This is a genomic window from Mycolicibacterium sp. XJ1819, from assembly GCF_053483675.1.
On record NZ_JBEFST010000014.1, the window covers coordinates 145,388 to 166,734 of the forward strand.

General features: G+C 67.0%; 22 protein-coding genes. 15 read left to right on the forward strand and 7 right to left on the reverse strand.

The features are described from left to right. Position 1: 1 nt before the first annotated feature. The 7 genes from ABQE89_RS17130 (at position 2) to ABQE89_RS17160 (ending at position 7,759) form a co-directional block, all read left to right on the forward strand. Positions 2–874, forward strand: a complete 873-nt coding sequence (locus ABQE89_RS17130) for a TIGR03619 family F420-dependent LLM class oxidoreductase (protein WP_448418776.1) — start codon at positions 2–4, stop codon at positions 872–874. Positions 875–979: 105 nt separating this feature from the next. Then, on the forward strand, positions 980–2,473 hold the full coding sequence (locus ABQE89_RS17135) for a class I adenylate-forming enzyme family protein (protein WP_448418683.1): 1,494 nt from the start codon (positions 980–982) through the stop codon (positions 2,471–2,473). After that, the gene (locus ABQE89_RS17140; protein WP_448418685.1) at positions 2,470–3,615 is read left to right on the forward strand and encodes an acyl-CoA dehydrogenase family protein; all 1,146 of its coding nucleotides are present in this window, start codon (positions 2,470–2,472) and stop codon (positions 3,613–3,615) included. The genes ABQE89_RS17135 and ABQE89_RS17140 overlap by 4 nt, the downstream gene beginning before the upstream one ends. A 70-nt stretch (positions 3,616–3,685) precedes the next feature. Next, positions 3,686–4,720 (forward strand): phosphotransferase family protein, encoded by a 1,035-nt coding sequence (locus ABQE89_RS17145; RefSeq protein ID WP_448418687.1) that lies wholly within the window; start codon positions 3,686–3,688, stop codon positions 4,718–4,720. A 1-nt stretch (position 4,721) separates the two neighbouring features. Next, the gene (locus tag ABQE89_RS17150) at positions 4,722–5,483 is read left to right on the forward strand and encodes an SDR family NAD(P)-dependent oxidoreductase (RefSeq protein ID WP_448418689.1); all 762 of its coding nucleotides are present in this window, start codon (positions 4,722–4,724) and stop codon (positions 5,481–5,483) included. Positions 5,484–5,498: 15 nt separating this feature from the next. Further along, complete coding sequence (locus ABQE89_RS17155; protein WP_448418691.1) at positions 5,499–6,791, forward strand: acyl-CoA dehydrogenase family protein; 1,293 nt, start codon at positions 5,499–5,501, stop codon at positions 6,789–6,791. Then, complete coding sequence (locus tag ABQE89_RS17160; RefSeq protein ID WP_448418693.1) at positions 6,788–7,759, forward strand: NADPH:quinone oxidoreductase family protein; 972 nt, start codon at positions 6,788–6,790, stop codon at positions 7,757–7,759. Before ABQE89_RS17155 ends, ABQE89_RS17160 begins: the two co-directional genes overlap by 4 nt. A gap of 1 nt (position 7,760) precedes the next feature. Here ABQE89_RS17160 and ABQE89_RS17165 read toward each other — a convergent pair whose 3' ends face one another. Genes ABQE89_RS17165 through ABQE89_RS17180 form a run of 4 tightly spaced genes read right to left on the reverse strand, consistent with a single transcriptional unit; the run spans position 7,761 to position 11,030 of the window. Further along, positions 7,761–8,513: an SDR family NAD(P)-dependent oxidoreductase gene (locus ABQE89_RS17165; protein ID WP_448418695.1), complete on the reverse strand. Its 753-nt coding sequence runs from the start codon at positions 8,511–8,513 to the stop codon at positions 7,761–7,763. 8 nt (positions 8,514–8,521) lie between these two features. Then, complete coding sequence (locus tag ABQE89_RS17170; protein WP_448418697.1) at positions 8,522–8,989, reverse strand: VOC family protein; 468 nt, start codon at positions 8,987–8,989, stop codon at positions 8,522–8,524. Next, positions 8,986–9,816, reverse strand: coding sequence for a mycofactocin-coupled SDR family oxidoreductase (locus tag ABQE89_RS17175; RefSeq protein ID WP_448418701.1), 831 nt, complete (start codon positions 9,814–9,816; stop codon positions 8,986–8,988). Before ABQE89_RS17175 ends, ABQE89_RS17170 begins: the two co-directional genes overlap by 4 nt. Positions 9,817–9,830: 14 nt before the next feature. Beyond that, positions 9,831–11,030 carry a cytochrome P450 gene (locus ABQE89_RS17180; RefSeq protein ID WP_448418703.1) on the reverse strand — a complete coding sequence of 400 codons (1,200 nt, stop codon included), beginning with the start codon at positions 11,028–11,030 and terminating at the stop codon, positions 9,831–9,833. 150 nt (positions 11,031–11,180) lie between these two features. Here ABQE89_RS17180 and ABQE89_RS17185 point away from each other — a divergent pair, with 150 nt between their 5' ends. Next, a complete protein-coding gene (locus ABQE89_RS17185) occupies positions 11,181–11,852 on the forward strand; it encodes a TetR/AcrR family transcriptional regulator (RefSeq protein ID WP_448418705.1) in 672 nt (223 codons plus the stop codon). Here ABQE89_RS17185 and ABQE89_RS17190 read toward each other — a convergent pair. Beyond that, positions 11,849–12,388: a cupin domain-containing protein gene (locus ABQE89_RS17190; protein WP_448418707.1), complete on the reverse strand. Its 540-nt coding sequence runs from the start codon at positions 12,386–12,388 to the stop codon at positions 11,849–11,851. The genes ABQE89_RS17185 and ABQE89_RS17190 overlap by 4 nt on opposite strands. A 128-nt stretch (positions 12,389–12,516) precedes the next feature. Between ABQE89_RS17190 and ABQE89_RS17195 the strand changes: the two genes are divergently transcribed. The 5 genes from ABQE89_RS17195 to ABQE89_RS17215 are packed head-to-tail and all read left to right on the forward strand — an operon-like array spanning position 12,517 to position 17,176. Beyond that, on the forward strand, positions 12,517–13,668 hold the full coding sequence (locus ABQE89_RS17195; protein ID WP_448418709.1) for an amidohydrolase family protein: 1,152 nt from the start codon (positions 12,517–12,519) through the stop codon (positions 13,666–13,668). Continuing rightward, positions 13,665–13,907: a hypothetical protein gene (locus ABQE89_RS17200; protein WP_448418711.1), complete on the forward strand. Its 243-nt coding sequence runs from the start codon at positions 13,665–13,667 to the stop codon at positions 13,905–13,907. The genes ABQE89_RS17195 and ABQE89_RS17200 overlap by 4 nt, the downstream gene beginning before the upstream one ends. A gap of 1 nt (position 13,908) precedes the next feature. After that, positions 13,909–15,066 carry an acyl-CoA dehydrogenase family protein gene (locus ABQE89_RS17205; protein ID WP_448418713.1) on the forward strand — a complete coding sequence of 386 codons (1,158 nt, stop codon included), beginning with the start codon at positions 13,909–13,911 and terminating at the stop codon, positions 15,064–15,066. Positions 15,067–15,097: 31 nt separating this feature from the next. Further along, positions 15,098–16,258, forward strand: a complete 1,161-nt coding sequence (locus ABQE89_RS17210) for an acetyl-CoA hydrolase/transferase C-terminal domain-containing protein (RefSeq protein ID WP_448418715.1) — start codon at positions 15,098–15,100, stop codon at positions 16,256–16,258. Between the two features lie 9 nt (positions 16,259–16,267). Further along, on the forward strand, positions 16,268–17,176 hold the full coding sequence (locus ABQE89_RS17215) for an SDR family NAD(P)-dependent oxidoreductase (protein WP_448418717.1): 909 nt from the start codon (positions 16,268–16,270) through the stop codon (positions 17,174–17,176). 96 nt (positions 17,177–17,272) lie between these two features. Here ABQE89_RS17215 and ABQE89_RS17220 read toward each other — a convergent pair whose 3' ends face one another. Both ABQE89_RS17220 and ABQE89_RS17225 read right to left on the reverse strand, forming a co-directional pair. Beyond that, positions 17,273–17,863 carry a hypothetical protein gene (locus ABQE89_RS17220; RefSeq protein WP_448418718.1) on the reverse strand — a complete coding sequence of 197 codons (591 nt, stop codon included), beginning with the start codon at positions 17,861–17,863 and terminating at the stop codon, positions 17,273–17,275. Further along, positions 17,860–18,537, reverse strand: a complete 678-nt coding sequence (locus tag ABQE89_RS17225) for a TetR/AcrR family transcriptional regulator (RefSeq protein WP_448418720.1) — start codon at positions 18,535–18,537, stop codon at positions 17,860–17,862. The genes ABQE89_RS17220 and ABQE89_RS17225 overlap by 4 nt, the downstream gene beginning before the upstream one ends. Before the next feature lie 118 nt (positions 18,538–18,655). Between ABQE89_RS17225 and ABQE89_RS17230 the strand changes: the two genes are divergently transcribed. Beyond that, entirely contained in the window at positions 18,656–20,362 is a 1,707-nt protein-coding gene (locus ABQE89_RS17230) for a PEP-utilizing enzyme (RefSeq protein ID WP_448418722.1), read from the forward strand. Next, positions 20,343–21,347 carry a DUF7064 domain-containing protein gene (locus tag ABQE89_RS17235; RefSeq protein WP_448418723.1) on the forward strand — a complete coding sequence of 335 codons (1,005 nt, stop codon included), beginning with the start codon at positions 20,343–20,345 and terminating at the stop codon, positions 21,345–21,347. The genes ABQE89_RS17230 and ABQE89_RS17235 overlap by 20 nt, the downstream gene beginning before the upstream one ends.

Below are 21,347 nucleotides of genomic sequence, written 5' to 3' on the forward strand. Positions count from 1 at the left end.
GCTGAAATTCACAGTCGAGTATCCGAGCGACGTCGCGAATGCCCACCCGGAGTTCCGCACGCCGAGCGTGATGCGCGCGATCGCGGGTCGCGCCGAAGCCTTGGGTTTCGACGCGATCGCCGTGGCCGAACATCCTGCGCCGTCGGCGAAGTGGCGCCGGGCCGGCGGCCATGACACGTTCGATCCGGCAGTCGCACTGGGCTTCTTCGCGGCGGCGACGACGTCGATTCGGCTGGTCACCCATCTATTGGTGCTGCCCTTCCGCAGCCCCTATCTGGCGGCGAAGGCGTTGACGTCGTTGGACATCGTCTCTGAGGGCCGGTTGATCGCCGGGGTCGGCGCGGGCTATCTGCCGTCGGAGTTCGCCGCACTCGGAGTGGATTTCGACGATCGGGTCAAGCTCTTCGACGAGTCGCTGGCGGCACTTCGTCGGATCTGGACCCAGCCCGACGCGCACCTGCATCTCGATGCGCCAGTGCAGAAGCCGCATCCACCGATCTGGGTCGGCGGCAACAGTCCGGCGACGCTGCGCCGCGTGGTCGAGCACGGCAACGGGTGGTGCCCGGTCGTCGCGCCTGCGTCGGTGACGTCGTCGGTCCGCACCGCAGCCATCGACTCGGTGGACAGCTTCGCCCGTGCAGCCGACAGACTGCGCGGCCTGCTGGTTGCCGCGGACCGTGACCCCGGCACCGTCGAAATCCAGGTCGCTGCGCCGACAGTGAATTTCGAGGACGCCGCCGCGGTGGCGGAACTCGCGGATTACCTGGCCGGTATGGCAGGGGCAGGGGCGACCAGGGCCATCCTGCATGTCGATGCCACGTCTGTTGCGGCCGCCGAGACCTATCTGACCCGGTTCTCCGAGCGTTTCGCCTGATCAGGCTGGTGAAGACCACCAAACCGCGAGGAAATCCCAAAAAGTGGAGCGCGGCGCTCAAAATTGGTTAAATGTTTAAAGCTTAGGCGGATGAGAGGCTCTGCAGTGACGGTTGGCACAATCGCCGGGCTGCTCGACGCCGCTGCCGGCGAGCGGCCCGGTGACCCGCTGCTGCGCGACACCGCCGGTGCCGGGTGGACGGTTGACAACGTCGCGAGGATGGCGGGCGCGGGCACCCGTTGGCTGGCCGATGCCGGAGTGCGCCCCGGTATGACGGTCGCGTGGCACCTGCCCTCCCACTCCGCGGCCGCGGTGCTGATGCTCGCGCTCGCCCGGACACCGGTCACCCAGGCCCCGATCCTGCACCTCTACCGCAGGCGAGAGGTCCAGACCGCGCTGGAGGTGGCCGACGCGGACGTGTTGATCGTCGATGGGACGACGAAGGCCGAAGCTCCGCCCGGGGCATCCGTCGTCGTGCTGCCCGACGACTTTCTCGATGTGCTGTCGGCGATGCCTGCCACTCCCCCAGCCGAACTCGACGTCACGCGGTCCCCCGACGAGACACGGTGGATCTACTTCACGTCCGGCACGACGGGCCGGCCGAAGGGAGTCCGGCACACCGATGCGTCGCTGACCGCCGCCGCTCACGGGTACGTCGAGCATCTGGGGTTGGGGGATCGGCCCGACGAGATCGGCACCATCGCTTTCCCGGTCGCCCACATCGGCGGAATCGTCTATCTGGCCTGCGCTCTCATCGGTCGCTTTCCGGTGGTGATGGTGCCCAAGGTCGACGCTCGCACCCTGCCCCAGGTACTGGCCGCGCACCGGGTCACCGTCACCGGCGCCAGCACGGCCTTCTACCAGATGCTGCTGGCGGCACAGCTCGCGTCAGACAGCGATGAACCGCTCGTTCCCACCCTGCGAATGCTGATCGGCGGTGGCGCACACTGTCCGCCCGAGCTGCACCGCAAGGTGCGCACGCACATGGGGGTGCCGATCGTGCACGCCTACGGCATGACCGAGGCGCCGATGGTGTGCGTCAGCGAAGCCACCGACAGCGAGGAACAGCAGATCCACAGCTGCGGTCGTCCCGTCCCCGGTGCCGATATCCGGATCGGAGCCGACGGTGAAGTGCAGTTGCGCGGTGCCAACGTCACACCCGGTTACGTGGAGGCGGCGCAGTGGGCGGCGTCGATCACCGCAGACGGTTGGTTTCGCACCGGCGACCGGGGGCACCTGCGCCCGGACGGTCGCCTGGTCGTCACCGGCCGGATCAAGGACCTGATCATTCGCAAGGGCGAGAACATCGCACCAGACGAGATCGAGAACGAACTGCTCGCCCATCCGCTCATCGACGAGGTCGCGGTACTCGGGCAGCGCGACGAGGTGCGTGGCGAGTTGGTGTGCGCGGTGGTCAAGCGCTCTGCGTCGCAGCGCGACATCACTCTCGACGAGATGTGCGCGTTCCTTGACCAGCGCGGATTGATGAAACAGAAATGGCCCGAGCGGCTCGTCATGGTCGACGACTTTCCGCTGACGGGCCTGGGCAAGGTCGCGAAAAGTGAGCTCGCCGAGCAGATCTCAGGAGGCAGACAGTGACGCAGCCGGCCCAGCTGACCAAGGACGAACGTTACGAACTGGCGCATTCCGTGCGTGCGGCCTGTGAGCGGCTGGCCCCCGAGGGGCGAGTACGCGCGGTGGCCTACGACGGCGAAGGCCGACAGCCCGGGTTCGACGGAGAGCTGTGGCAGGTGCTGTGCACCCAGGTCGGGGTCGCCGGAGTCGGCCTGCCCGAAGATCTCGGCGGCGCCGGATACGGGCCGTCGGCGCTCGGCGTCATCGCCCATGAACTGGGACGCTCGCTGGCTCCGGTCCCGTTTCTGGCCTCGGCGGTGCTCGCGACCGGCCTGCTGGTCGACATGCGCGACCGCGATCCCGACTCCGACTCTCGGCTGTCCGCACTCGTCGAGGGTCAGCGCACGGCCACCGCCGCGCTGACCGGTGACGGCGGCCTGTGGCGGCGCAATGCGGTCACCATGACCGCCGAGCAGACCTCCGACGGATGGGCGCTTACCGGCCGGTTGCGACATGTGCTCAACGCCGCCGCGGCCGACGACGTCGTGGTGGCCGCCATCGTCGACGGTGAGATCGCGATCTTCCTGCTCGCCACGGCCGCTGAGGGGGTGTCGGTGCAGCAGGAGAACGTTCTGGACGGCACCCGGCCCATGGCGACGATCACGCTCGAACGCGCCGCGGCGCTGCGACTGTCCGGCGATGGACCGGTCGACGAGATCATCACCCGAACCATCGACATGACGCTTGCGGTGCTCTCCGCCGAGCAGGTCGGCGCGTGTGAACGGGTGTTGGAGATCGCCACCGAATATGCGTCCACCCGCGAGCAGTTCAACCGACCCATCGGCAGCTTTCAGGCCATCAAGCACAAATGCGCCGACATGCTCGTCAATCTCGAATGGGCCCGCTCGGCTTCGCAGGCCGCCCTGGAATCACACGATGGCAGTGCCACCGACGAATCATGTTGGCGGGCAAGCATGGCCAAGGCGGTGTGCTCGGAGGCGCTGCGGGACGCCGCGCATGCCAATGTCCAGATTCACGGCGGCATCGGGTTCACGTGGGAGGACGCCGCACACCTGTTCGTGCGGCGCGCACGCACCGACGAGGTGCTGTTCGGCAGCCCGGCCCAGCATTGGGATCGGCTCGCCGCGGTGGCCAAAATCGTCTGACGCCACCACCCTGGAATCCCTGATCTTGTCTGTTAGAATGCCATTCTGACTGACAAGATTGGGAGTCTGGATGCGCGACGCTGCTGTCGACACGGTGCGACTCGGGCGCTGGCTCGATGCGCGCAGTGCACCGGGTCAGGGCGAGGATCCGGTCCTCGAGGAACTCACCGGCGGTTCGCAGAACACGCTCTACCTCGTGCGGCGTGGCGACGACCGGATGGTGCTGCGGATGCCGGGGGCCGCCGCCGACCAGGCCAGGATCGACGGACTGCGTCGCGAAATCCGACTGGTGGCGGCACTGTCCGGCACCGACGTCCCGCATGCCGAGTTGATCGCGGCCGACGAAGCCGGCGAGATCTTGGGCGCACCGTTCTACGTGATGAAGGCCGTCGACGGGTGGAGTCCCGCCGCCGACGGCTGGCCCTCACCGTTCGACGTGGACCGCGACCTGCGGCGCGGACTGGCCTTCGAGTTGGTCGACGGGGCGGCCCGACTCGGCAGGGTCGACTGGCGCGCACAGGGCCTGGAGGGGTTCGGACGTCCGGAGGGCTTTCACGAACGCCAGGTCGATCGCTGGCTGGCGTTCCTCGGGCAGTACCGGTTCCGCGAGCTGCCCGGGCTCGACGAGGCGGCGGAATGGTTGCGACGCAACAGGCCCGAGGCCTACACGCCGGGCATCATGCACGGCGACTACCAGTTCGCCAACGTGATGTATCACCACGGGGCCCCGACCAGGCTGGCCGCGATCGTGGATTGGGAGATGACCACGATCGGCGACCCGCTTCTGGATCTGGCCTGGGCGTTGCTCGGCTGGGACGGAGAACACCCCAAGGAGTCCGGCTTCTACGTCGACGTGAGCGGTATGCCCACGCGAACCGAACTCTTGGAGCACTACGAACGCGTCAGCGGGCGCTGCACCGAGAACATCGACTACTACCTGGTCCTGGCCAACTGGAAGCTGGGCGTGGTCCTCGAGAAGAGCTACGCGGCCATGCAACGGGGCGGCGCAGTCGACCCCAAGGTCGAGATGTTCGGTCCGCTCGTGCTCGAGTTGATCGCCAACGCCGCCGAACTCGCCCGGTCGCTGACCACGAAGCGGCGCTGACATGGGGTACGCCGACGAACTGTTCGACCTGACCGACCGCGTCGTGCTGATCACCGGGGGCAGCCGTGGGCTGGGCCGCGAGATGGCATTCGCGTGCGCCCGGTGCGGCGCCGAGGTCGTGATCGCCAGCCGCGACTACGAATCCTGCGTGACGACGGCCAAGAAGATCACCGAGGAAACCGGCCGCGCCGCGCTGCCGTATGCCGTACACGTCGGCCGGTGGGATCAACTCGACGGGCTGGTCGACGCCGCGTATGAGCGGTTCGGCAAGGTCGACACGCTGATCAACAATGCCGGGATGTCGCCGACCTACGAATCGCTTGGCGCGGTGACGGAGAAGCTGTTCGACTCGGTGGTCAACCTCAACTTCAAGGGTCCGTTTCGACTCGCCGCCCTCGTCAGTGAGCGGATGGTCGCCGCAGGTCGAGGTTCGATCGTCAACGTGAGCTCGACCGGATCAATCCGACCGACGCCCGAGATCCTGCCCTACGCCGCGGCCAAGGCCGCGCTCAACGCGATGACCGAGGGGTTCGCGCTGGCCTATGGCCCAGCGGTACGGGTCAACACGCTGATGTCGGGGCCGTTCTACACCGATGTCAGCAAGCACTGGGATCGCGACGCCATCCAGCCCCAACTGGACAAGCACGCCCTCAAACGCGCCGGTGACCCACCCGAGATCGTGGGCGCAGCACTGTATCTGGCCTCCGACGCCTCGAGCTACACCAGCGGTGCCACGCTGCGCGTCGACGGCGGCATCCCCTGACCCCGAAAGGTTCATATGAGTTGGGACTTCTCCACCGAGCCGGAATTCACCGAAAAGCTCGAGTGGATCCGGGCCTTCGTCCGCGACGAGATCGAACCCCTCGACGCGCTGTTCCCCGGATGCGAATACCTGCCGCTCGACGACGAGCGGCGCAAAGTGGTCGACCCGCTCAAGCAACGCGTGCGCGATCAGGGGTTGTGGGCGCCGCATCTGGGCCCGGAACTCGGCGGCCAGGGCTTCGGCGCGGTGAAGCTGACGCTGATCAACGAGATCCTCGGCCGCACCGCGTGGGGGCCGATCGTGTTCGGCACCCAGGCGCCCGACACGGGTAACGCCGAGATCTTGGCGCGCTTCGGCACCCAGGAGCAGAAGGACCGCTATCTCGACCCGCTGCTGGGCGGCGACATCTTCTCCTGCTTCTCGATGACCGAACCGCAAGGCGGCGCCGACCCACGGGTGTTCACCACCCGCGCTGTCCGCGACGGGTCGGAGGGTGACTGGGTGATCACCGGCAGGAAGTACTTCTCCTCCAATGCCACCGTCGCGTCGTTCTTCATCGTGTTGGCCGTCACCGATCCCGACGCTCCCGTGCACCGCGGCACCTCGACGTTCCTCGTTCCCGCGGGCACGCCGGGGTTGACCATCGAGGCCAATCACCATCTCTACGGTGCGCATCCCAGCGATCCCGGCCACGCGCTGGTGCACTACGACAACGTGCGGGTACCCGCCGACGCGATGCTCGGTGAGCCCGGGCAGGGCTTCCACGTGGCGCAGTCACGGTTGGCGGGCGGCCGGTTGCACCACGCCATGCGGTGCATCGGCGTCGCCCAGAAAGCCATCGACATGATGGCTCGCCGCGCAAAAAGCCGGTTCACCCAGGGCAGCTCGCTAGCCGACAAGCAACAGGTACAGGTGTTCATCGCCGACTCCTACACCGAGTTGATGCCGTTCCGGCTGGCGGTGCTGCACGCCGCCTGGCTCATCGACACCGCCGGAGAGGCCGCCGCCCGCGCGGAGATCGGCGCCTGCAAGATCCTGGCGGCGAAGGTCGTTCAGTCGATCACGCTGCGGGCCATGCAGGTCCACGGTGCCCTCGGGCTCACCGATCAGCTACCACTGGCCGGGATGTTCATGTCCGGTCTGGCGCTCGGGTTGGCCGACGGGCCCACCGAGGCTCACAAGGTCAACCTCGCGCGCCACCTGCTCAAGCACTACGACGCAGAGGATCCGGAATGGCCCGGTGAGTTCCTGCCACATCGCGTCGCCGCCGCCACCGCCAAATACGGTGTGGGAAGCGTGCAATCGTGATCGCCGTCCGATGCACGCGCTACGGTCCGCCCGAAGATCTCGAGTTGGTCGAGCTGGCCGATCCCGAGCCCGGACCCGGTCAGGCGGTGGTCCGGGTGCGGGCCGCGGCGGTGAACTTCCCCGATGTGCTCTTTATCGCCGGCGCGTACCAGGTGCGCGAACCGGTGCCGTTCACTCCGGGCAGCGAATTCGCCGGGGAGGTGCTCTCGGTCGGTGACGGGGTGTCGCTGCGACCGGGTGACCGGGTCTCCGGTGCGCTGCCGACTGGCGGCTTCGCCGAACAGGTGGCCGTCGAGGCCGATCTTCTCACACCGATACCCGACGGCGTCGACTTCGCCGACGCCGCGGCGTTCGGTGTCACCTATCGCACCGCCTATCACGCACTGAGGTCGGTCGCCGGTGTGCAACCGGGCAATTGGGTGGTGGTATTGGGCGCGGCCGGCGGCGTCGGGATGGCCACGCTGGACATCGCCAAGATACTGAACGTCAGGGTGCTGGCGGCCGCGTCCACCGATACCAAGCTCGCCGTGTGCCGCGAGCGTGGAGCGGACGCCGTCGTCGACTACGAACGTGAGGATCTGCGCGACCGGATCAAAGAACTCACCGACGGCGGGGCCCATGCCGTCATCGATCCGGTCGGCGGCCCCTACTCGGAGCCCGCCCTGCGGGCCCTGCGCCGCGGCGGTGTCTTCGTGACACTCGGCTATGCTGCCGGGTCGATACCCGCCATCCCACTCAATCTTGTTCTGCTCAAGGGGATCAGCGTGCGCGGGATGGAGCTGCGGACGTTCGCCCACGACTTTCCCGAGGAGTCCGCGCGTGACGTAGCGGAACTCGACGCGCTGTTCACCGACGGCGGGATCCGCCCCTACATCGGCGAGCGGTTCACCCTGGCCGACACCGCCCGCGCCCTGCGACTGGTCGCGGACCGCGGGGCGGTGGGCAAGGTCATCATCCAGATTTCCTAACTCAGCCCAGCATCATCACGCCGCCGTCGACGGCGAGCAGTTGGCCGGTGATGAACCGCGATCCGCTGCCTGCGAGGAACACCAGCATCGGCGTCAAATCGCGCAGCGGGTCTCCCAACTTGCCCCCGATGGGAATGGCGGCCTGCAGTTGCTGGTCCAGCAGGGCGGCACCGTCGGGCCCGAGAAAGTCGCGCAGACGTTGAGCGCCAGGCGTTTCCACCGCAGGCGCGATCGCGTTCACCGTGACCCCGCTGTAAGCCCAGGCCTTGGCGGCGCTGCGGGTCCATGCGTGCACCGCGGCCTTGGTCGCCGAATAGGTGGCCGCGATCGGGTTACCGGTGACGCCCTCCGCGGAGCCGACGTTGATGATGCGGCCGCCGTGGGCCTGCATTGCGGCGAACGCGGCCTGATTGGTCAGCACGGTGGACGTGAGGTTCGTCGCGACCAGGGACTCCAGGTCCTCGGCGGTGATCTGGCCGGGAATGCCCGGCTGCCACAGCCCCGCGGCGTGCACGAGAACATCGAGGCCGCCGAGGGTTTCGACGACGGTGTCGACGACGCGCTGCACGTCGTGGGCGGACCGCACGTCACATCGCAGCCAACTCGCAGCGTCCGCAAGCCGCTGCGGTGCCGGGGTCTGGTGGTAGGTGGCGGCCACGGCGGCACCGTGCGAGGCGAACGCCTCCACGGCTGCGCTACCGATCCCGGTCGCCGCCCCGGTGACCAGAATGCGTCGGCCGTCGAGTTCTCCCACGGTTCTCCTCAGGCTCGGTTCTGCTGCAGGAAGTCGTCGAAGTCGCCGAACAGCGAGCGCTCGACGATCTCGATGCGGATGCCCGACGGGTCGAGGTGGTAGGCGAACGCCGCCGGTGCCCCGTCATCTGAAAGCGCGCAGGCCTCCCGGACGAATCCCGCCGCGTCCAGTTCCCCCGACCTGGCCGCGACGTCGTCGACGAAGTACCCGAGGTGGTGGGCGGCGTTGGTGGGGTTCGCGGTCCAGATGGTGCCGGGGATCTCCTGCACCAACTCCAGATGTGGTGCCTGCAGCGAATACGTGAACCGGAAGTCGACGGTCCGGTCGACGGCGCCGACCCGGACCGGCAAGCTGAACGCCAGCGGCGTGGTCCATTGGTAGCCGCCCACCGACGACAGCTTCGCCATCGCGGCGTCGAGATCGCTGACCACGACTCCGGTGTGGTAGAGGTCCCCCGCGGCCAGGATCGCGCTCACCCGACGACCAGTCCGGCGTCGACCGACAGCGTGATGCCGGTGACGTAGCGACCGTCTTCTGAGCACAGGTAGAGCATCGCCCGCGAAATGTCCTCGGGCTCCACCAGCGGCGTGGGCAGCAGGTTCTGCATGGTCTGGCCGAACTCGGGGTGCTCGGCGGTGTACTCCGCGAACTGCTGGTTGACCACCATGGGCGAGTTGACCCCAGTCGGGTGGACGGTGTTGACCCGGATGTTCTTCTCCCCCAACGCGTTGGCCCAGGCCCGCATCAGGCCCACCACACCGTGTTTGGCCGCGGCGTATCCGAGTGAGCCCCGCGAAAGCGTGCTGAGGCGGGCGCCGCCGACCTTCAGCCCGGCGGTGGAACTGGTGATGACGATGGCGCCGCCCTCGTCCTGTTCGAGCAGGGTGGGCAGCGCGGCCTCGACGGTGTTGAACACGCCGGTCAGCATGATGTCCACGGCGTCGTGCCATGCGGCCATCTGCTGCGAGCTCTCCCCGATGATCGGCATGATCCCGGCGTTGGCGAGCACGAAGTCGAGTCGACCAAGCTCAGCCACACCTTCGGCGACAACGCCTTTCATGGCCTCGAAGTCGCGCACATCGGCCTGTTTGGCGACGACCCTGCGGCCCTTTTTCTCGACCAGCCTGCTGGTCTCGTCGAGATCGGCCTGCGTTGCCATCGGATACTCGACGGTGTCGACTTTCCCGCACAGGTCGACCGCGATGATGTCGGCGCCCTCCTCGGCGAACAGCGCGGCGTGCGACCGCCCCTGTCCGCGGGCGGCGCCGGTGATCAGCGCGACCTTTCCATCCAGCTTGCCCATATGTTCTCTCCTTGTCAGCCGGCGACCGGCGCGTGTTTGCGCGGCCTGATGACCAGGTTGCGGTAACCGCGCACGCTGCTGCCGTAGGTGTAGCGCCGCGCGTCCCAGTCGACGTCGTAATCCGGAAAGCGACCGAGCAGTTCCTCGAACGCGACACGGCTTTCCAGACGCGCCAGCGCGGCGCCAAGGCATAGGTGCACGCCATAGCCGAATCCCAGTTGGCGCCGGATCTTTCGATGAATGTCGAATGTGTCGGGGTCGTCGTACTCCCGTTCGTCGCGCACCGCGGCGCCGGTCATCAACAGCACGCGGCTGCCGGCCGGGATGACGGTGCCGTGCAACTCGACCTCGCGCGTGGTGACCCGGCCCTGGTATACCGACGGCGGCTCGAATCGCAACATCTCCTCGACGGCGTTGGGGATCAACGACGGGTCGGCGCACAGTTCGGCGCGCTGGTCGGGGTTTCGCCACAGCGCGACGGTGCCGCTGGCCACCAGCTTCATCACCGTTTCGTGACCGGCGATGACCAACTCGATGAGGCGGCCGCACAGCACCGCGTCGTCGAGGTACGTCTCGTTGCCGTCGTCGTCGACGACGGGCGTGTGCACCAGCAGGCTGGCCAGGTCGTCGCCCGGTTCGGCGCGGCGTTGGGTCACCAGCTCGTACATCAGCCCGAACAACTCGACGCCCGCCGTGGTGGCGTCCTCGGGAAGCTGCCGGGTACCCGGCGCGCCCTCGCGGGTGAGCATGCGGTTGCACAGGTCGTGGACCCGGTCACGCTGATCTGTCGGCAGACCCATCAATTCGCCGATCACTTCCATCGGAAGCCGTGAGGAGAACTGCGACACCACATCCAGCGAGCCCCTGACCGCGGCCTCGTCGAGCAGCTGTCTGCAGACCTCTCGCACTCGCGGCTCGAGTTCGGCGATGCGGCTCACCGAGAAGCGCCGGGTCAGGATCTTGCGGTTCCATCCATGCTCGGGCTCGTCCTTGATGATCAGCGCATCGAGGCCCTGCTCAAGTCCTTCGATGCTGACTCCCTGACTGCTGCAGTAGGTTTCGTGATCCAGGCTGGCGGCGAGCACGTCGTCGTAGCGTGAGAGGGCGTAGAAGTTCAGCTCTCGGTTGTAGTAGACCGGAGCGTTGTCCCGCAGCCACCGAAACGTGGGGAATGGGTCTTCCGCCATTTCCGGTGTCAATGGGTTGTAATCCATCTTCCGACCTCCTGTAAGCCCGCGTGACTTACGTTACAGAATGGCATACTTGGGCACAAGAATCACGTTCTAGCAGGCAACGTGGTGATTGGCTGGCGAGAGAGTAGAATTCTGAACCTTGAGAATCACCGATCCTGCGTTGGGAGAACGATGAATTCGCGCGTAGCGGCGGCCGTGGACCGCGCCCTCGATCTGCGGCAGCGCGAGGCCACCGAGGAGGTGGAACGGATCCTGGAGGCCGCGTTGGTGGTGATGGAACGGGTGGCCCCCGCGGCGCCGCGGGTCAGTGACATCGTCGAGCAGGCGGGCACCTCGAACGCCGCGTTCTACCGCTACTTCTCGGGCAAGGACGATCTCATCCTTGCCGTCATGGAGCGCGGGATCGGTTTGGTGGCGTCCTATCTCGAACACCAGATGGCCAAGGAGTCCACGCCGCTGACCGCGGTGGCCCGGTGGATCGAGGGCACCCTGGCTCAGGTCAGCGATCCCCATCTCACCAGTATGAGCAGGGCGGTGATGACCCACTTCACCGCGCACAAGGACAACGAGATCGCCGCTCCGCTTCGCGACCTGCTGGTCGAGCAGATTATCGCGGCCGGTTGCGCCGAACCCGAACACGCGGCCGACGCCGTCTACGCGACCGTGCTCGGCACCCTGCGCCGACACGTCGAGGCCGCCACCCAGCCCACCCAGCGCGAGGCGGACTACCTGGTGTCGTTCTGCCTCAAGGCCATTGACCCGGACGTGCCGGCCAGCGAGGTGGCCCGCCGCCGGGCCGGCGCCGCCACCCGTCGGCGCCGCAAGTCGAAGACCAACTCCTAATCCGCGGCGCCGCGCCGGATCTCGGGGAGGTCCGCGGTGCGGTGGGTGCCGGAAGGCGGTAGGCCGACCAGAACCGTACTCACCGTGGCGCCGACGGGCCCGGCCCGCCATCCATGCCTGACCCCGGCGATCACCACCGCGTCGCCCGCGGCGAGGTCCACGTCGCCGGTGTCGAGCACCAGCGTCACCTCACCACTGATCACGGTTCCGTAGTCGACGGTGGCGGTCTGATGGATCGGCGCCTCGACGTGGGGACCGAACTCGGTGAGGATCCATTTGGTGGCTCCCTCGGCGACCTCGAACCCGGCGTCCTCGGGTCGCGGGAAGACGTCAGCGCGACCCGACGGCACCGCGGTCTCCGACCACATCTCGTGCACCACCGCCTCCCCTTCGGACAGCGCCTGGGACGGCCAACCGCCGGTAAGCACCTGCACGGCCGCGCCCGGCGGCGCATGGAGAACCAAATCGGGTCGGCCATCGGCAACCACCGCAGACCTGCCGTCGTCACCGTTGCCCACCACCACACGTCGTGCCATCGTCAACCTCATCTGAGCTGGGTATATCGGTGAAGCCAGACGATACTTGCTGCGTCTTTGCACGGTGAGTAAACTGGCCCTGGAAATGGCTAAATATTTCCCTGTTTAGAGCTTCTGAAGGAGCCCCCGTGCCTCTGCAGCCCCACATGCAGCTCATCTCCGTAGACGATCACCTGATCGAGCACCCCAAGGTGTGGAGTGACCGCCTCCCGAAGAAGTACCTCGAGGCCGGCCCGAAGATCATCGAGTGGGAAAACCCCGGCACCGGCCAGATGTGCCAGGTGTGGGACTACGAGGGCCGCATCTACCCCTATATCGGGCTCAACGCCGTCGCGGGCAAGAAGCCCGAGGAGTACGGCATCGAACCGGTGCGCTACGACGACATGATCCCCGGCTGCTATGACCCCAAGGCGCGGGTGGCCGACATGGACATCGACGGCGTGCAGGCGATGACCTGCTTCCCCTCGTTCCCCCGGTTCGCGGGCGCGGTCTTCGCCGAGGGCGAGGACAAGGAACTCGCGCTGCTGTGCACGCAGGCCTGGAACGACTTCCACATTGACGAGTGGGCCGCGACCGCGCCCGATCGGTTCGTCCCGGTCTCGATTCTGCCGTTCTGGGATCTCGACGCCAGCGTGAAGGAACTGCACCGGATGGCCGAAAAAGGCTCCAAGTGCGTGAGCTTCCCCGACCTGCCGGACAAGCTCGGGCTGCCGTCGCTGCACAGCGATCACTGGGATCCGCTGTGGTCGGCGTTCGAGGAGACCGACCTGGTGCTCGCGCAGCACTTCGGTTCGGGCGGGTTCCCGCCGCCGATCGCCGAGGATGCGCCGTTCGCGGTGTTCATCGTCCTGATGGGGACGATCAGCATGGGCGCCATGACCGATTGGCTGTTCTCCCCCGCCCTGCACAAGCACCCCAAGCTCAAGATCGGGCTGTCGGAGGGCGGCATCGGCTGGATCCCCTACATCCTGGAACGCTGCGACAGCACCTGGCGCAAGCACCGCTACTACCAGAACATCAACCAGGATGTGTTGCCCAGCGACCTGTTCCGCCGTCACTTCCACGGCTGCTTCATCGAGGACGACTTCGGAGTCGAGTCTCGCCACCGGATCGGCATCGACAACATCACCTGGGAATGCGACTACCCCCACTCGGACTCTTTCTGGCCGAACAGCAGGGAGCGCGCCGCGCAGGCCTTCGAGAACGTCCCCGACGAAGAAGTCCATCAGATGGTCGAACTGAACACTCGCAAGTTGTACAACTTCCCGCGAGCGTCATGAGCTCCGACGGCGTCGAACCCGTCGAGCAGCTACCCGTATCGGACTGGACCGACCAGGACCTGTTGACCAAGGACGAGGCGCGCGAGCGCCTCGTCGGTGAGATCGACCGCACCCGTGCCAGGCTGGCCCAACTGCGGGGCGACGACGGCGACGACGCCGAGATCTTGTTGCTGACCCGCCGACTGAACGCGATGGAGTCGATTCGCGACGAGTACGGCGCCTACCTCGGCGGAGAGTGATGTGACCACCACGCTCGAACCCACCGACGACCTCGACGAACTGCGGTCGCGGTGCAGGTCGTTCCTTGAGCGCGCGCCCAGGCCCGACGGGTTGCGCAACTACGGGCCCACCCCGACGGCCGACGACATCGCCCCCGGCCGGGCATGGCACAAGTACCTCGCCGAGCACGGCTACGCGTGCCTGCACTGGCCGGTCGAAAACGGCGGCGCCGACGCCCCGGTGGCGCTGCAGGCCATCTTCGCCGAGGAGTGTGCACGCGCCGGAGTCCCGCGCCAGTTGGCCATCACCGGCATCGACCTGGTCGGTCCGGTGTTGATCAAATTCGGTACGGCCGAACAGAAGTCGCGCTATCTGGAGCCCATCAGGCTGGGCGATCACATCTGGACCCAGTTGTTCTCCGAACCAGGCGCGGGTTCGGATCTGGCCGGGGTGCGGACCAAGGCCGAGAAGACGGCCAAGGGGTGGCGGGTCAACGGGCAGAAGGTGTGGAGTTCGGGCGCCAACTCCGCGCAGTACGGTCTGCTGCTCGCCCGCACCGGACCTGAATCGCATGCGGGGCTGAGCATGTTCATCGTCCCGATGGACGCACCCGGGGTGTCGGTTCGGCCGCTGGTGCAGATGGACGGCGAGAGCAAGTTCAACGAGGTCTTTCTGGACAACGTCGAACTGTCCGACGATGCGCTGATCGGCGAACCCGGCCAGGGCTGGGCGATCGCGATCGTCACACTGGGTCGCGAGCGCCTCACGTTGGGATCGCAGGCCGTGGCGATGTTCAAGCTGCACGAGCGGATGCTGCAAGCCGCCCGCGACCGTGACCACCTCGACCCCGTCCTGGCCCGGTCGATGACCAAGCTGTGGGCGCGAATGTGGTTGCTGCGGTATACCTGGCAGCGCGCCATCGACGAGGGCGACCTGACCTCGCCGGCGTTCTCGGTGCTCAAGCTCATGACATCGGAGACCGATCAGAGCCTGGGCGATCTCGCGACGGAGGTACTGGGCACCGATGCGTGCCTCGACCCCAACGCGGGCTCCGACGAGGCGGAGTTGATCCGAGCCATGCTGGTCGGCCGCGCGCAGACCATCCTCGGTGGAACCAGCGAGATCCAGCGCAACATCCTCGGGGAGCGGGTGCTGGGCCTGCCCAAAGAGCCGCGGTGACCCGCCCCCCTTGCGAGTAGATCCCGCCAAGATGTCGACCTCGACGCAGCTCACCGCTGCTCTGCGCGCCCATGTGCGGCCCGGTATGACGGTCGCGCTCGGAGACGGCGTCGGCACGCCGACGTCGGTCTGTGCCGCGCTGAGCGAGGTGGCGCGCGAAGTCGGTGACGTCAAACTCGTGCTGGGCTGGCATCCGTCGGCGCTCGACGGGCTCGCGGCGGACGCGTTCGCCGATGTCGTCGCGATGATGCCGGGGTGGGGTGTGCGCGACGTACTTGCCACGGGCAGTGCACATTTCGTACCCGTTCGACTCAGCGGTATGCCCGCGCTGCTCGCGGAGGTGTTGCGTCCGGACGTGCTGATCACCCGGCTGGTCGACCGCGACAACGCGTGGCACTTCGGCACCGAGGTGTCGTGGCAGCGTGCGGTCGTCGACGCGGGAGTGCCGGTGCTCGCGATGGTGGACGATGCCGCGCCCTGCGCCGACGCCGGACCGCAACTTGAGCCGGCCGCGGTGCAGATCCTCGGGCATTGCTCCGACGGCCCAGTTCAGTTCTCGTCGCCGCCCCCCAAGCCCGTCCACGAGAACCTCGCCGAGGCCGTGCTGCGTTTCATTCCCGACGGCACCCGGCTTCAGTACGGTCCGGGACAGTTGGGCACCGCGCTGCTGGCCCAGGCGCGACGGCCGCTGCAGGTCGACACCGGGCTGCTCACCGACGCTGTTGTGGACCTCGACGAGCGCGGACTCTTGACCGGAATCCCGTCGGCCACATACCTGCTCGGCAGCTCTGAGCTGTTCGACTGGGCCGACGGGAAGCCGATCCTGCGGGGCGTCGAGTACACCCACGACATCTCGCGGCTGTCGCGCGGCGTGCCGTTGGTCGCGGTCAACACCGCGATCGAGATCGACCCCGTCGGCCAGATCAACGTCGAAGGTGTCGGCGAGAAGGTGGTGGGCGGCATCGGTGGCCACCCCGACTACTGCGCGGCGGCGAGCATGGGCCGCGGCCTGTCGATCATCGCCGTCCCGTCGAGGGTGAAGGGGCGCTCGCCGCTCGTCGAGCAACTCAGCAGGCCGACGTCGACGCCGGCCTACGACGTCGACGTGATCGTCACCGAAACCGGCCACGCGGACCTTCGCGGCGCCGACTGGACCCAACGCAGGCGGCTCATCGCCGCCCTGTTCGAGTAAAGGAGAACCATGAGCCAAGCACTGTCCGGACGCGTCGTGTTGGTCACCGGTGGTGGCCGCGGGATCGGGCGCAGTCACTGCCTGGCGTTGGCCGCGCACGGCGCCGCCGTGGTGGTCAACGATCCGGGCGTCGGGCGTGACGGCACCGCCGGTGACTCGGGCCCGGCCGCCGAGGTGGTCGCCGAGATCGAAGCGGTGGGCGGTAAAGCCGTGGCGCACACCGGTTCTGTGGCATCGTGGGACGACGTCGCCGACATGGTCTCCACCGCTGTCGACACGTTCGGCACGCTTACCGGCGTGGTGAACAACGCCGGGATCGTGCGTGACGCGACCGTGGCCAACGCCACCGAGGACGACTGGGACGCCGTGATCGCAGTGCACCTCAAGGGCACCTTCGCGGTGACCAAGCATGCATGCGCGTACTGGCGCACACAGGCGAAGGCGGGCAACCCGATCGACGCGCGGATTGTCAACACCGTGTCGGGCGCGGGGCTGTGGGGCAACATCGGCCAGGCCGCTTACGGGGCGGCCAAGGCCGCGATCGCCAACCTCACCGTCGTGACCGCGATGGAGGGCCGTCGCTACGGCGTGGTGGCCAACGCCATCTCACCGCTGGCGGTGACCCGCATCAGTGAGGACTATTTCAAGGGCGACCGCGCCGCCGACCCCGCGCTGGATCCCGCCCGCAGTTCCGAGGTGGTGGCGTGGCTGCAGTCGGCGGAGTCGTCGTGGCTGACCGGCCAGATCCTACGCGTCGACGGTCACAAGCTCAGCCGCATCGAGGGCTTCGCCGAGGCACCCGGCCGGTACCACGCCAAAGACGGTGTTTCGCTGGAGTTTTCGGAGCTCGGCCAGGCGGTCGGCTGGTTGTACGGCACCGCACCACGCGGCCTGGCCGGACCATTGCCGACGGGCTGACTCTTCTCGCGAGCAGACGCAAAGTGCGCACTTTCCTCGGCGTGTCGGCGGACTTTGCGTCTGCTCGCCAGAGGAGGTGGCGTCAGAGGAGGTGCGTCAGGTGCCGTCCGCGGCGGCTCGCTCCCGCCCCAACAACAGCAGCAGATCCTGGTGGATCTCCATCCACACGTCGTGATAGCTGTCCGACAGCGGCTTGGTGAGTGCATCCGGATCACCGGCTTCGGCGCGCTGTGACGCGGAGTTCAGCCGGGTCAGGTAGCCCGAGTACCACGGCAGCACCTCGCTCACAGAGACAAGCGCCGACGTCACGTCGGTGTGAATGGCCTTGAGGCGCGGTAGCGCATCGGCGAGGTCACGGGCGGCCTGCCAGTGGGTGCAGAACTCTTTGAAGCCCTGGTTCAGCGGCAGGAATCGGGCATACGCCGTCTCGACGTCGGCTTGGCAGCCCACCTCAGCGATCAGTCCTCGTACACGTGCGGCGTGATCTGATGCCGCCTGCGGCGCCAACCGCCATCCCGTCATCCGTCCGGACCGGTGTACCACCTCGCCGTCGGCCTCTGCTGCCCGAAGGCATTCCTCGACGGTGGCCTCCGATGCACCTGCCATGGCGGCGATGGCACCGGTGGTGGCGAGTCCTTTGACGCGCAGCAAGTGGAAGATGACGAACGTCGTTTCGACCGAGGTCATGTTCGCCCATTCGGATTCGGTTTGCGTGGACCGACCATCGCCGCGAGTATGCCGCGGACTGCCGACTCGAAGGTCTTCTCACCGTGGACGTCCACGAACTGGTCGGCGCATGCTGCGACCGCGGGAAATTCGTCAGGCCGAAGCCGTCGAAACCATGCCCGGCTTTTCGCCAGCGTGGTGGATGCGAGCGTTTCCGAGCGGGCCCGGTCGAACAGGACGTCCCCTAGCAGGTAGGCCACCAGTGTTCTCAGCGCACTCATCGCCTCGGCCGGTGACATACCCGCAGCCAGCAGATTCGCGAGCACATCGTCGATGACGTGCAGAGCGTTCGGGGTCAACAGAGCGTTCGAAGCGAACAGCGGGTGCACCCCGGGATGACGGCTGAGCACCTGCCGCATCGCGAGAAGCGCTGTCACGATCTGCTCTTGCGGCGAACGTCCCCGAGACTCCGGCAACTCGATCTCGTCGAACACCGCGGCCAGCATCAACTGGTGTAACGCCTCCATGGACGGCACGTGCCGGTACAACGCACTCGCCACGACACCGAGTTCCTTCGCCAGTCGGCGAGCGTTGAGTTGACTCAGCCCTTCCTCGTCGGCAATTCCGATGGCCGCGTCGACCACCCGACGTTCGTTGAGTGCGGGCCGTTCCCTGACGCGCTTCACCACGACCACCGGACTGAACTTAGTTCACCTAAAACGGCACCGCAAGGAAAATTGGGGGTTGACCCACAGGGCGCTATCGGCCATTGTGAACTTAGTTCTCTACCGCGACGACGGGAGTGCCCTTTCGGTGACTGAAGCGGACACCTTCGAATCGCCAATTGACCCCACCATGCCGATCGGGACCCGGGTCAACATCGGTGAGGCCTTTCCGGGCGTGGTGCGGCCCCTCGATTGGACGGCCGTGGGTATTCCCTGCGACCGCGGAATCCGGCAGTTGATGCGAGATCTCGGAATGATGACGAACGATCCGCCTGGATCGTGGGCGATGCGGTTGCATCGCGGGCGCGCCTACATCAACCTGTCCTGGGCATACTGGCAGCTGGACGGTCGTCTCCCGGGTGCTCGACCCAGCGACCTCGCCCTGGGCCTTTCGCAGGATCGCGACATGCAGGTGACGCGACCGCCAAGGCCAAGCGCTGCCGAACGGATCATCAAGGCGCCCTTCGTTGTGCGGGCGGTTGCGCATGTCGTCAGGGCCATCCGGCGCAGCGACCGACAGCTCGAGCAAGCGCGCGCCGAGTGGGCCGCCCTGTCCCTGGACGGCGCCCAAGATTCCGAGCTCGTCGACGAACTCCGTCGGCTTCGTAGGGACCTGGAGTCGGCCAACGCCGAGCACTCCCGCACAAGCCTGGGCAGCAGCGCTGTGTTCGCGCTGCTCTGCCGCGCCCTCGAGAAGGTCGGATCCCCCGCCGACGACAGCGTTCTCACCCAACTGATGACCAAGGTGGGCCGCGTTGAAAGCGCGGCGCCGACAGTCGAATTGCGCCAACTCGCCGCAGAGGTGCGCAGCCGTGCGGCGGACATCATTCCGAAGGTGCGAGAACAATCACCCCAGCACACCGTCACCATCTTGCGGCAGGTCGCGCCGGAGTTCGCCGACCGATTCGATGCGATCGTCGCTCGGTACGGCTACCGCAGTGGGACGGAGTTCGTGGCTACCGCGCCGTCGTGGCGGGAGGATCCAGGACCTCTTGTCGTGTCGCTCTACGGCATGTTGACGCGTAGCGATGGACGCGACGCGAACGACGGAACACCGTCCGGTGACGTCGATGTCGCGCTCGCGGGCATCCCGGGGTGGGTTCGACCGCTTGCCCGGGCACTGTGGGCATGGGCTCGTGCAGGTGTTCGAGCGCGGGAGGCCACCAAGGCGGTGATGGTCATCCGTGTCGACGCGATCCGCAAATGCGTCAGGGAAGCCGCACGCCGCATCGCCACCGCGGGGCGCGTGGACGACGAAGGCGACGTCGGTTTGCTCACGGTTGACGAACTGGAAGCAGCGCTGCTCGGCAAGCCGGTCGAGCTCCGGCGGATAGTGGCCGATCGAAGCGCTGCGGTCCAGGCCCTCGAGAACGCGCCGGATCCTCCGCTGTTCATCGACGGGGCCGAGCCGCTCGACTGGCAACTCGAGGACGATGACCAGCGCGAGATCAAGGGAATCGGCGTCTGCGCGGGTGTCGTCGAGGGTCGGGCATGTGTGGCCAAAGGCCTCGACGACCTCGTCGACCTAGAGGACGGCCAGATCATCGTCGCGCCCTACACCGACGCCGGATGGACGCCCTACTTCGCGATCGCCGAGGGCATCGTGATCGAAACCGGCGGGCTGATGTCGCATTGCGCTGTTGTCGCTCGCGAGCTCGGCGTCCCCGCAGTGGTCAACGCCCGCGACGTCCTCGATCGGGTGAAGTCCGGTGATTGGCTTCGCCTGGACGGCAGCACCGGCGCCGTTGAAATCCTGCGACGGGAAGGACCCGAACATGTTCACCCCAGCCGATGACGAGTTTCATCTCCCGACCACGGAAGACTTCTGGTGGTCCGAGACCTACTTCTTCCAGTTCCACATCCCGGAGCCACGCATCTCGGTGGCGTTGTATCCGTGGCTGCGTGCCAATCTCGGGATGTGCGCTGCGGGTGTCGCGATTTGGGACGACACCGCCGATCTGCCGTGGGAGATGTTGTTGTGGGACTGGCAGTGGCAACTGCCCATGCCCGAAGGCAGGCTGCCGAACATCTCGATTGCCAACGGAATTGAGATCGACTGCCTGGAACCGCTGCAGCGCTATCGCATCAGGTATCGGTCGCCCGCGGAGACCGATCGCCGAGTCGAGTTGGATTTCACGTTCACCGGCATCCACCCCGTGTACCCGATCAGCATGGAGGCCCTCACATGGGTGGGCACCGGGCACTACGACCAGATGGGCCGGGTCACCGGCCGCCTGGAACTCGACGGAGTGGCTTATGACTTCGACGAATTCTCGATCCGCGACAGGTCCTGGGGCGCTCGCCCCGATATGGGTGACGGGATCGGCTACTCCGCGTACAGCTTCGCTGTCGCCGACGAAACCGACGGGGTGCACGCCATCTGGGCGTGCGCGGGCAACGGCGACCTGACGTTTGTCGGCGGCGTCCGAGTGATCGACGGCGAAACGATCCGTCTCCGCAGCGGCCGCCGCATCGTCGAACGTGCCAAGGGCACCGGTAAGCCTGAGGTCATGGAGGTTGCGTTGGAGGACGAGAACGGCGGGGTCTACTCGGCACATGGCCGATGCCTCAACGGCGGCCCGTTTCATCCGCGGCCCAACCTGTTCGCGTGGACCAGCCTGGTCGAGTGGGAGCGCGACGGCCGGGTGTTCTACGGCGGCGATCAGGACATCTGGTCCTACAACCTGTGGCGGGATTACCGTAGAGCCTTGAAGGTCGGCACGACAGCGCAGATGGCGGGCATCCCGGCCCTGGATCCGGCCGTCGGCATCGTGAGGTAA

Bases quoted from the DNA above. Each gene is read 5' to 3' on its own strand.
- ABQE89_RS17155 (WP_448418691.1), top strand. From the start codon at position 5,499: ATGAGTTGGGACTTCTCCACCGAGCCGGAATTCACCGAAAAGCTCGAG.
- ABQE89_RS17210 (WP_448418715.1), top strand. From the start codon at position 15,098: ATGTCGACCTCGACGCAGCTCACCGCTGCTCTGCGCGCCCATGTGCGG.
- ABQE89_RS17235 (WP_448418723.1), top strand. From the start codon at position 20,343: ATGTTCACCCCAGCCGATGACGAGTTTCATCTCCCGACCACGGAAGAC.
- ABQE89_RS17145 (WP_448418687.1), top strand. From the start codon at position 3,686: ATGCGCGACGCTGCTGTCGACACGGTGCGACTCGGGCGCTGGCTCGAT.
- ABQE89_RS17190 (WP_448418707.1), bottom strand. From the start codon at position 12,388: ATGGCACGACGTGTGGTGGTGGGCAACGGTGACGACGGCAGGTCTGCG.
- ABQE89_RS17220 (WP_448418718.1), bottom strand. From the start codon at position 17,863: ATGACCTCGGTCGAAACGACGTTCGTCATCTTCCACTTGCTGCGCGTC.
- ABQE89_RS17150 (WP_448418689.1), top strand. From the start codon at position 4,722: ATGGGGTACGCCGACGAACTGTTCGACCTGACCGACCGCGTCGTGCTG.
- ABQE89_RS17200 (WP_448418711.1), top strand. From the start codon at position 13,665: ATGAGCTCCGACGGCGTCGAACCCGTCGAGCAGCTACCCGTATCGGAC.
- ABQE89_RS17215 (WP_448418717.1), top strand. From the start codon at position 16,268: ATGAGCCAAGCACTGTCCGGACGCGTCGTGTTGGTCACCGGTGGTGGC.
- ABQE89_RS17185 (WP_448418705.1), top strand. From the start codon at position 11,181: ATGAATTCGCGCGTAGCGGCGGCCGTGGACCGCGCCCTCGATCTGCGG.
- ABQE89_RS17180 (WP_448418703.1), bottom strand. From the start codon at position 11,030: ATGGATTACAACCCATTGACACCGGAAATGGCGGAAGACCCATTCCCC.
- ABQE89_RS17175 (WP_448418701.1), bottom strand. From the start codon at position 9,816: ATGGGCAAGCTGGATGGAAAGGTCGCGCTGATCACCGGCGCCGCCCGC.